The following is a 10240-nucleotide window of genomic DNA, read 5'->3' on the forward strand; positions in this document are numbered from 1 at the left end:
ATCCCTTTAATTTTAAGTTAATCGCATTTTAGAATTTAAAAAGTAATGATAAAATGCTAAAACAAAAGAAAACAAAGCCAAAACCATCACTATACTAGCACCTGCTTGCAAATCATAATAGTATGCAATTGTAATTCCACCCAACATCGCACCACAAGAAATTACACTCGCCCAAAACATCATCTTTCCAAGCGAAGCGGTAAAAATTTCACTGCAATATGCCGGAATGCTCACAAGCGCAATAACAAGAATAATCCCAACAGAACGCATAGAAATCACAATCCCAACAGCAATTAGCACCATCAATGCAACACTAAACAAGCGCGTGTTAATTCCCTGAAGTTGCGTAAATTCATTATCGTAAGAAAACGCCAAAATCACACGATATTATAGCAGCAAAAACACAAACAAAAGGAAGCTAAAGCCAGCCATTACAAGAATATCATTTTGCGTTATGCTTAAAATACTTCCAAACAAATATCCCATAAAGTCCTTGTTGTATCCCGGAGTTAATTCAACTAAAATCACACCCAATGCCATCCCAAATGCCCATAAAGAACCAATTATGGAATCTAAACGCTCTTTTGCATATAAAAGCATATAAGCTAAAATCACTGCACAAAGCACACTAAAACCTGTTGCACCCACTAAAATAGGCAATCCAAAAAATGCCGCAATCCCAACGCCTCCATAGACACTATGTGCGATTCCACCTGCAATAAAAACCATACGATTTGTTACCACAAGCGTGCCGATGATTCCACAAATTATGCTAGTAAAAAATGCTCCCATTAGAGCATTTTGCACAAATGTATAAGAAAGTGCATTAATCAACCAGCCACTCCAAACTTTCTTCATTAAGCTCTGTTTTGATTCTGTCCATTTTTACTTGCGCATTTAAATATTCTGCAATCTCTAGCATATCAATTAAAGCATTACGCATACAGCTAGTAGCTCCCGGACTTGGAGTCATATTAAAAGTGATTCCTTTGCCACTCTTAATTTTTTTCTCTCCTAGCACAAGCTTTTTTAGATTTTTATCCAAAACTTGCGGACGGATTCCACCAAAACCTTTTGCATAAGTTAAATCCTCTAATTGAATAGAGGGAATGATTTTCTTAGCTTCTTCCCAAAAATACTTTTTCCCAATACTTGGAATCTCATACAAAAAATTTCTAAAGATGTAATTGCGAATTTCTTTATCTGATAGCAAATCCCACATAATTTTTGTCGTCGCACTGCCAAAGCCAAAAACTTTCATAAAATCCAAATAAGTTCCACTTTTAAAGCGTTCTAGTTTTGGTAAAGCAAGTGCTGTTGGTCCTAAACGATTCTTTCCTTGTGCAACAACATCAGGGTCTCCGTGGATTGCCGCAAAAGGAAGCTTAGGATTTTGCACAGTATAAACCTTGCCTTTTAATTTATCGCCGGGTATAAAATAAAAACTTCCAGAAACAGGCAAACAGCCAAGATCAAGACCATAACCCATATTTTGCGCCAAAAACAAAGAATGCGCCCCAGCATCTACAAGCACAAAGGACGCGCTAATAGCCTCTTTTCCTTTAGAGCGAATCAAATAGCGTCCATCATTTTGCTGTGTTATGCTTGCTACAAGATAATTAAAAAACACAGCGTGTTCAGGGCTTAAAGACTGCTCAATCATATGTGTCGCCACAGAGCAAAAATTCATCGCACAAAAGCTCTTACGCATACCAGAACCCACAATATTTTCAGTCCTATCACTACCATCTGCCATTTTCACAACATTAGGTTCAATTTCTTTTAAATTCTCTTTTGTAAAGAACTCTAAATCCGGATAAATTTCTTTAAATTCTTCGTGGCGATTCTTTATAAAATCAACTTCTTTATCTCCTACGCCAATTACCATCTTTTGGTATTCAAAAATACTTTTGTTCTGTAACTTATGATACAAGGCATAAGATTCTATAAGCTTTGCTGAGCGTGAAACTTTCTTTGCCTTTTCAAAAGTATAATTTGTCTCAATATCTCCTGCGTGGATTGTTTGAGAATTATTATTTCCACTAGAACTCAATGTTGCAGGTTGTGCGTATTTCTCTAAAAGTGCCACTCTTTTAATGCCTGTATATTGCGTCAAAACATAAAACAACGCACTCCCAGAAATCCCCGCCCCAATTATTGCCGCATCATAAGAATTATTCATTACCTTCTCCTATTTTAGAGTGCCATAAGCCCATGAGCATCTCAACCTCACAAAAATGCTCATCAAAAGCATTTATGGCATAAGCACTGCTTATATTATTTGGCAAATTATGCACCATAACTTCCTTATTGACATATAAGACTTTTTTTGCATATCCCAACAAGATAGAAACATCATGAGTTATCATTATTATAGTCTTTTCTTGATTAATTTGCTGTAATAGATGATAAATTTCTTTTTGACTTTTTGGATCAATGCTTGCAGTTGGCTCATCTAAAACCAACAAATTAGGATTACCACATAGTGCTCTAGCAATTAAAATGCGCTGCCTTTGTCCGCCAGAGAGTGCTCCAATCTTTTTGTGCGCAAAAGATTCCATATTTAACCTTGCTAAAAGCTCCGTTGCGGTTTCTTTTGCACCCTTTGGCAAAAATCCACCAAAAAGTCCGGGCTTTAAAAATCCCATCATCACCACTTCAAGTGCCGTAATGGGAAAATGACGATTCAAAAAAGTATTTTGCGGCACATAACCTATGCGCAAGTTAGAATCCTTAATAATCTCTCCAGCACTCGGCTTTAAAAGCCCTACTAAAAGGCGTGCTAATGTGGTTTTACCACCACCATTTGGACCAATGATGACCCAAAAATCTCCTTTGGAAATCGTCCAATCCACATTATATAAAATTCTCTCTTTGGTAAAACAAAATTTAACATTTTTACAAACAATAATTTCTTGTTCGCTTTTATTGCCTAACATTTAATGCATCTTCCCCAAATAAATTCCGCATTCCATAAATACGATCAATTAGCAGCCTATCTTGCACAATGCCTTTCACATTCTTACCAATTTCCACAGGAGTGATTAAAATTTTTCCTAAAATTTCTCTCCCTTCTTGTGTTTCATTTTGTAGCGTCCTTAATCCCCATATATCGTGCAAAACATAAATCTCTCCATCCATTGCGCCAATATACAACATAATATGCCCCCGCATTCCTAAAAAAGTCGCAAATGGGATTCCATACTTTTTGATAGATTCTAACTTTTGCTCTCTTGAAAGTCCACTAAGATCTAAATAAACATCCATTTGCGCTTGTGAATTCCTAGGCAAAAAGATTCCAAAATTACCAAAAACATCGCGCAAAAACATAGAACAATCACGATTGCCAAACATTCCTCCCCAACCATATTTCTCTCCCATTATATCTTGCCCAAGAGCCGCAACATTTGCATTTGAAAATACCATAGGAAACTTTGCAAAATCCTTTTGCTTTAGAACTACCCTTTGCGTATGGGTGTAACCACGCGCATTGCGCACATATATTTCTGTTTCAAATTCTTTTTTAGTGCTTCCAACAAGGGGCAAAAGCATACCAATTCTTGCACTCTCTAAAAACTCTTTGTGTGCATTTGTAAGCGGAGTATAATCCTTTTTGACAACAATAAAATCACGCGTTTTCCTTAAAGATTCCACTTGATTATCATTTAAGATTCCAACATCTAAGACATTTATCCAACCACTTACAAATCCACTCTCCACATACGCCCACTTTTTAGAACGGGAATAATGCGTGATTAAAACAGGTGTGCCTAGATAGATAGAAGAATTCTGCCAATAATCAAAAGGAAAGCCCTCCCCTGCTGTTTTGGGATTATAAAAGCGTGGTTTATTTGTAGGTAAAACACGCAAATTAGAATTCCGAGTAATAATTGCTGGCTTTTTAACACTAGGGTAATGCTCTAAATTTGCCTCGTATTCTAAAGCTTGAATTTCCTTTTTTGTATAAGGCAATAAATTTTCCCCATAGCCTAAATTCGCATATGCTGCATTTAATCCCCATCTTAGTGTTTCCTGAGTAAATTGTGGCTTTTTATCAAAGGGAGAAAAAAAGCGTGTCAAATACTCCTTTTTCAAGGATTGCATTGCCGCCCTATTTAGCTCTTTAGAATCCCTAACAAATGGCGTTAAATCCTGCTCGGGCAGGATTATGTTTGCACTCTGATAATCTTTATGCACACAGCCGCTAAAGAACAAAAAACTAAGGCAAACAAAGATTGCTAAGATTTTATATTTTTTCATTTCCACACCCTTTGGTAATTTTCCCTATCAAAGCCTACCATTACATTTTCTTTAGAATCTTTATCATACACAACAATAGGACGCTTAAAAAGCATAGGCTCTTTTAAAAGCCACTCCTTAATTTCTGCATCACTTAAATCCAATTCTTTTAAAGCAAGTTTTTTATAAGTTGTCCCTTTTTTATTTAACAATATTCCAAAACCTACTTGTTTAACCCAAGATTCCAATTCTTCTTGTGTAGGTTTTTCCTTCTTTAAATCAATAAAGGTATATTCCACTCCTTTAGCATCTAAAAACTGCATTGCCTTCTTAACACTTCCACAAGTTTTGATTCCATACAATCGCATAATCATCCTTTCTAACGCTAAACAATGTCTGCATTATACAAAATTAGCCCTTATGCAAATTCTAAAACATTGCAAATCCTAGCAAAATACACTTATCAAAATAAGGCAGAACACACATTGCGTGGATTTTCCCACTCATTCCAATGTCTTTTAAAGTTTCATAATAAGCAATATCAAATTGCAAATGGCTTCCCCTTTGCGTTGAAACCCCAACTCCACTTTGTGCATTAAAAGTAATAAACCGCTCTATCCTATCAAACACAAGCACCAAAGGATAAGATTGATTAAAAATTTCTTTTTCTTTTAAAGAAAGTAAATGGTAAGCATCAACGCTCACAAGCACACGATTCCTAAAACGCACAAAATTACGCTCTAAAGCTTGCTGATGCACCTGCTGATAAAAACTTTCAAAATCCATCGCTTGCAAACACAAACAACACATTAAAATTACGATTCCAACTTTACAAAAACAACTAGAGCGTTTCAATAATTTTCTCAAATGCTCCATAAAACATTTCTTTTGCTTCTTTTAATGGAATCGTAATTGCACCAAGTGAAAGTTTTTCTCCCTCAAGCCTTGCAATTTTAATTAATTCTAAATTAGAATCCCTTAGCATCTTTTCTAGCTTGCTAACATTTTTAGATTCCAACGCCACTAAAATCTGTGTGGGTGCTTCCCCAAAGAGTGCTTTAAAATCCAAATCCCCCACCGCTTCACAGCCCATATTTCCACGCACACAAGCCTTAGCAAGTGCAATGGCAACGCCCCCTTGATACACATCAACAGCCGCATTTAAGATTCCACACTCATTTGCTAGCACATTCCATAAACACAACTCATCGCTTAAAGAAATCTCTGCAATCTCACTCTTAATGGAGTTTCCAAAGTATTTTGCTACCAAACTCCCCCCAAAGCTAGGCACAACACTCTTAGACTTTAGCAAATACACTTCTAAACCTTCTTTATTGAATTCCGAGCATAAAACACTATGGATATTCTCCACAACACCAACTCCAGCAATACTTGGTGTTGGATAAATCTCCTTACCATTTGTTTGGTTATACAAACTCACATTTCCACTCACAACAGGTGTATTTAAAGCCTTGCACGCTTCTTTTATCCCCAAACACGCCTCTTTAAACTGCCACATCACTTGAGCATTCTCTGGACTTCCAAAGTTTAAGCAATCCGTAATTGCCAACGCCCTACCAGAGCGCAATGCAATATCTCTTCCCACCTTTGCCACCGCTTGCTTTGCACCCTCTCTTGGATTTAAATAACAAAGCCTTGCTTGGCAAGCCACACTCATTGCAAGCCCTTTGCCATTTTCCTTAATGCGTATCACACTAGCTCCACCTGCACCACTTGACACAATCGTATTTGTCTGCACGCTAGAATCATATTGTGAATACACCCATTCCTTATCGCACACTTCAGGGCTACTTAAAAGCGTCTTAAACACCTCACTTTTATTTTTGGATTCCAACTTTTCTACATCTAATGTTTCTATACAATCCAAATAGTTAGGCTTTTCACTTACAGGACGCTTTAAAATCGGTGCTTTTTCACTAAGTGGCGCAATTGGAGTCTCAGCGCATTTCTCATTATGCCAAAAGAGTTCCATCTTCCCACTATCTGTAACCTCCCCAATAATCGCACAATCAAGCTCCCATTTTGTAAAAATCTCTAAAATCTCTTTTTCACAACCCTTTTTAGCACAAATTAGCATTCTCTCTTGACTCTCACTTAACATTAGCTCATAAGGCGTCATTCCACATTCACGCATTGGCACTTTATCTAAGTGCATCACCATTCCACTGCCACTTCTACCTGCCATTTCAAAGCTAGAGCTTGTAAGCCCTGCTGCTCCCATATCTTGGATTCCAACAATTAAATCCTTTTGAAACAACTCCAAACACGCTTCAAGTAAAAGCTTTTCTGTAAAAGGATCGCCCACCTGCACGGTTGGACGCAAGACTTTTGCATCCTCACTAAAAGAATCACTACTCATCACAGCCCCACCTAAGCCATCACGCCCTGTTTTTGACCCCACATAAATGACAGGATTCCCAACCCCGCTTGCCTTTCCATAAAAAATTGCGTCCTTTTTTACAATCCCTAAAGCAAAGGCATTGACTAAAATATTCCCTGCATAACTTGGCTCAAAACTCATCTCTCCACCAATTGTTGGCACGCCAATACAATTCCCATAACCACCAATCCCCGCCACAACACCGCGCAATAAATACCTATGCTTTGCGCCAATGGAATCGCTCCTTGTAATATCCCCAAAACGGATAGAATTTAAGCTTGCAACAACCCTAGCACCCATTGTAAAAACATCACGCATAATGCCCCCAACGCCTGTTGCTGCCCCCGCATAAGGCTCAATAAAGCTTGGATGATTATGCGATTCCATCTTAAAGACTGCACCATATCCACCACCAATATCAATCACACCTGCATTCTCCCCTGGACCTTGTATCACCCAAGGAGCTTGCGTTGGAAAGCCATTTAAGTAAATTTTACTAGATTTATAACTGCAATGCTCACTCCACATTGCTGAAAAAATCCCAAGCTCTACAAGATTTGGCTTACGCCCTAAAATGCTTAGAATACTTGCATAATCCTCTTCTGTTAGCTTATGTTGCTTTAAGATTTGCGATAGGTTTTCCATTTTAGTTTCCTTAAAAGTCTGTATGTAAAATTTACAAAATCACTGAAAGTTTAACAAATGGCGCATAAAGTAGAAATAAACTAAGATTGCAATAAAGTTAAATTCTGTAAAATATTTGTGTTTTGCTTCATAGCAATTAGAATTGTTCGAAAAATTTAAGGAGAAAAGTAACGATGAAATACATCAAGTTTTTCAAAGAGTTAAACAACAGGGATGTTCCCATAGTTGGAGGGAAGAATGCAAGCATTGGGGAAATGTTCCAAGAGCTTGTGCCTATGGGAATCAAAGTCCCAAATGGCTTTGCAATCACAAGTGAAGCCTATTGGTATTTGCTAGATAGTGCTGGGATTAGGGAAAAAATTAAAGAATTACTTGATGGGATTGATATAACAGAAATTGATGTATTAAATGTCCGCTCCAAAAAAATCCGCGATATGATTTTTGGAACACCCTTACCTGAAGATTTGCGTAAAGAAATCCTAGAAGCTTATAGAATCTTAAGCGAAGAATATAATATGGAAGAGGCTGATGTTGCTGTTAGAAGTTCTGCGACTGCTGAAGACTTACCCGATGCGTCTTTTGCAGGACAGCAAGACACTTATTTAAGTGTGCAAGGGCAAACGGAGCTAATCCACTACATTAAATCCTGCCTTGCTTCACTCTTCACAGATAGGGCTGTTAGCTATCGCGCTTCAAGGGGATTTGACCATTTTAAAGTGGCACTATCTGTTGGGGTGCAAAAAATGGTGCGCTCTGATAAAGGGAGTGCAGGGGTTATGTTTAGCATTGATACAGAAACAGGCTTTAAAGATGCAGTCTTTATCACTTCTAGCTGGGGGCTAGGCGAAAATGTTGTAGGAGGGACAATTAATCCCGATGAATTTTATGTCTTTAAGCCTGCTTTAGAGTTAGGAAAACGCCCCATTTTAAAGCGACAATTAGGTTTTAAAAACATTAAAATGGTTTATGCAGCACCCGGAGCCCCTCATCCTACAAAAAATATAAAAACCACAGAAGAAGAGCTAAAAAGCTTCTCCTTAAATGATGATGAGATTCTAACCCTAGCGCGCTATGCAATCTTGATTGAAAAGCACTATTCCAAAGAAGCAGGTGAATATCGCCCTATGGATATGGAATGGGCAAAAGATGGTTATAGTGGTGAACTCTTTATTGTCCAAGCGCGCCCAGAAACCGTCCAAAGCCAAAAGATGAAACAACAAAGTAACACTCTTGAGAAATATTTCTTTAAAGAAAAAATAGAAAGAGAGATTTTACTTACAGGAAAGGCCGTAGGAGGAAAGATTGGCACAGGTAAAGTGCGCATCATTGATAATATCGCAAATATGGGCGAACTCAAACAAGGCGAAATCCTTGTTACAGACAACACAGACCCAGATTGGGAACCCGCAATGAAAAAGGCTTCTGCTGTGATTACAAATCGCGGTGGGCGCACTTGCCACGCCGCTATTGTTGCGCGTGAAATTGGTGTTCCAGCAATTGTAGGGGCTGTTGGTGCAACAGAAAAACTAGAAACAGGAATGGAAATAACAATTTCTTGCGCAGAGGGAGAAAATGGCTTTGTGTATGCAGGAATCCACCCCTTTGAAATAGAAAAGATTGATTTAGATAGCCTAGAACAGCCTAAGACAAAAATTTATATGAATATTGGAAACCCTGAAAAAGCCTTCGCCTTCTCAAGATTACCAAATAATGGCGTAGGACTTGCTAGAATGGAGTTTGTTATTAACAACTACATTAAAGCGCACCCTTTAGCACTCATTGATTTACACAATGGAAACAAAGAGTTTGATGGCGTTGAAGGCGTAAGAGAGATTATGTCAGGCTATGCTAACCCTAAAGACTTTTTTATTAAAAAAATCGCTGAAGGTGTGGGAATGATTGCTTCAGCATTTTATCCAAAGCCTGTGATTGTGCGCACAAGCGATTTTAAATCCAACGAATACTGCCGAATGGTAGGCGGAAAGGATTATGAACCCCACGAGGAAAATCCAATGATAGGCTATCGTGGTGCGTGCCGCTATTATTCCGAGCAATACCGCCAAGCATTTGAATGGGAATGTGAAGCACTAGCAATGGCTAGAAATGCAATGGGCTTTAGCAACCTAAAAATTATGATTCCATTTCTTAGAACCCCAGAAGAAGGACGCAGGGTTTTAGAGATTATGCGTAAAAATGCCCTTGTGCAAGGCGAAAATGGCTTAGAAATTTATGTGATGTGTGAATTGCCTGTGAATGTGATTTTAGCCGATGAGTTTTTACAACTCTTTGATGGCCTCTCCATCGGTTCAAACGACTTAACGCAACTCACCTTAGGCGTAGATAGAGATGGAGAGCTTGTAAGCCATGTCTTTGATGAGAGAAATCCTGCGCTGCTTAAAATGTTTAAAATGGCAATTGAGGCGTGTAAAAAGCAAAACAAATATTGTGGAATCTGTGGACAAGCACCAAGCGATTACCCAGAAATCGCAGAATTTTTAGCAGAAAATGGCATCACTTCTATCTCATTAAATCCCGATTCCATTATTGAAACTTGGGATAGAATCGTAAAACTAGAGAAAAAACTAGGAATCTCTTAATTGATTATAATGCACTTTTTGTGCATTGTATAACTTTTTTCGCATTTTATTCTTCGTTATTTCACTTCCTTAAAAACACAAAAGTCAATTTTAAAATCCATACAAATTTTTTCATTTTGCCCTTGACTTTTCGGGGGGGGGGTAAAATTCCACTTTTAAGTCCATTAGGATTTTAAATATTAATTTTATTTTAGGAGAGGAGAGAAAAATGCCAAAAATTTCAAATAGCATAAGTGTGGCTCTAAGCCGTGTTTTATTAAGTGTAGGAGTGGCTTCAACAATCTGTGTAGCCCAAACCCTAGCCGACACTCAAGATTCTCAACAAGACGCATCGCAACAGTCGGCAAGCCAAATGCCT

At 38.0% G+C, this 10240-nt stretch carries 7 protein-coding genes and 1 pseudogene; 1 reads left to right on the forward strand and 7 read right to left on the reverse strand.

Translation table 11 applies throughout. The features are described 5' to 3' along the window. Window positions 1-12: 12 nt before the first annotated feature. The 7 genes and pseudogenes from MRZ19_RS04830 to purL form a co-directional block, all read right to left on the reverse strand. Window positions 13-858 (reverse strand): annotated as a pseudogene (locus MRZ19_RS04830) (metal ABC transporter permease). After that, window positions 827-2182, reverse strand: a complete 1356-nt coding sequence (locus MRZ19_RS04835) for an FAD-dependent oxidoreductase (RefSeq protein WP_291030881.1) — start codon at window positions 2180-2182, stop codon at window positions 827-829. The pseudogene MRZ19_RS04830 and the gene MRZ19_RS04835 overlap by 32 nt, the downstream one beginning before the upstream one ends. Next, a complete protein-coding gene (locus tag MRZ19_RS04840) occupies window positions 2175-2939 on the reverse strand; it encodes a metal ABC transporter ATP-binding protein (RefSeq protein ID WP_291030883.1) in 765 nt (254 codons plus the stop codon). Before MRZ19_RS04840 ends, MRZ19_RS04835 begins: the two co-directional genes overlap by 8 nt. Beyond that, entirely contained in the window at window positions 2926-4260 is a 1335-nt protein-coding gene (locus tag MRZ19_RS04845) for an SH3 domain-containing C40 family peptidase (RefSeq protein WP_291030885.1), read from the reverse strand. The genes MRZ19_RS04840 and MRZ19_RS04845 overlap by 14 nt, the downstream gene beginning before the upstream one ends. Then, window positions 4257-4607 carry an arsenate reductase family protein gene (locus MRZ19_RS04850; RefSeq protein ID WP_291030888.1) on the reverse strand — a complete coding sequence of 117 codons (351 nt, stop codon included), beginning with the start codon at window positions 4605-4607 and terminating at the stop codon, window positions 4257-4259. The genes MRZ19_RS04845 and MRZ19_RS04850 overlap by 4 nt, the downstream gene beginning before the upstream one ends. Before the next feature lie 61 nt (window positions 4608-4668). After that, the gene (locus MRZ19_RS04855) at window positions 4669-5106 is read right to left on the reverse strand and encodes a hypothetical protein (protein ID WP_291030890.1); all 438 of its coding nucleotides are present in this window, start codon (window positions 5104-5106) and stop codon (window positions 4669-4671) included. Beyond that, window positions 5081-7285, reverse strand: coding sequence for a phosphoribosylformylglycinamidine synthase subunit PurL (gene purL / locus MRZ19_RS04860; RefSeq protein WP_291030892.1), 2205 nt, complete (start codon window positions 7283-7285; stop codon window positions 5081-5083). The genes MRZ19_RS04855 and purL overlap by 26 nt, the downstream gene beginning before the upstream one ends. Window positions 7286-7458: 173 nt before the next feature. Here purL and ppsA point away from each other — a divergent pair, with 173 nt between their 5' ends. Next, complete coding sequence (ppsA, locus tag MRZ19_RS04865; protein WP_291030894.1) at window positions 7459-9882, forward strand: pyruvate, water dikinase; 2424 nt, start codon at window positions 7459-7461, stop codon at window positions 9880-9882. Window positions 9883-10240: the final 358 nt, after the last annotated feature.

The organism is Helicobacter sp., assembly GCF_022770205.1.
Lineage (GTDB): Bacteria > Campylobacterota > Campylobacteria > Campylobacterales > Helicobacteraceae > Helicobacter_D.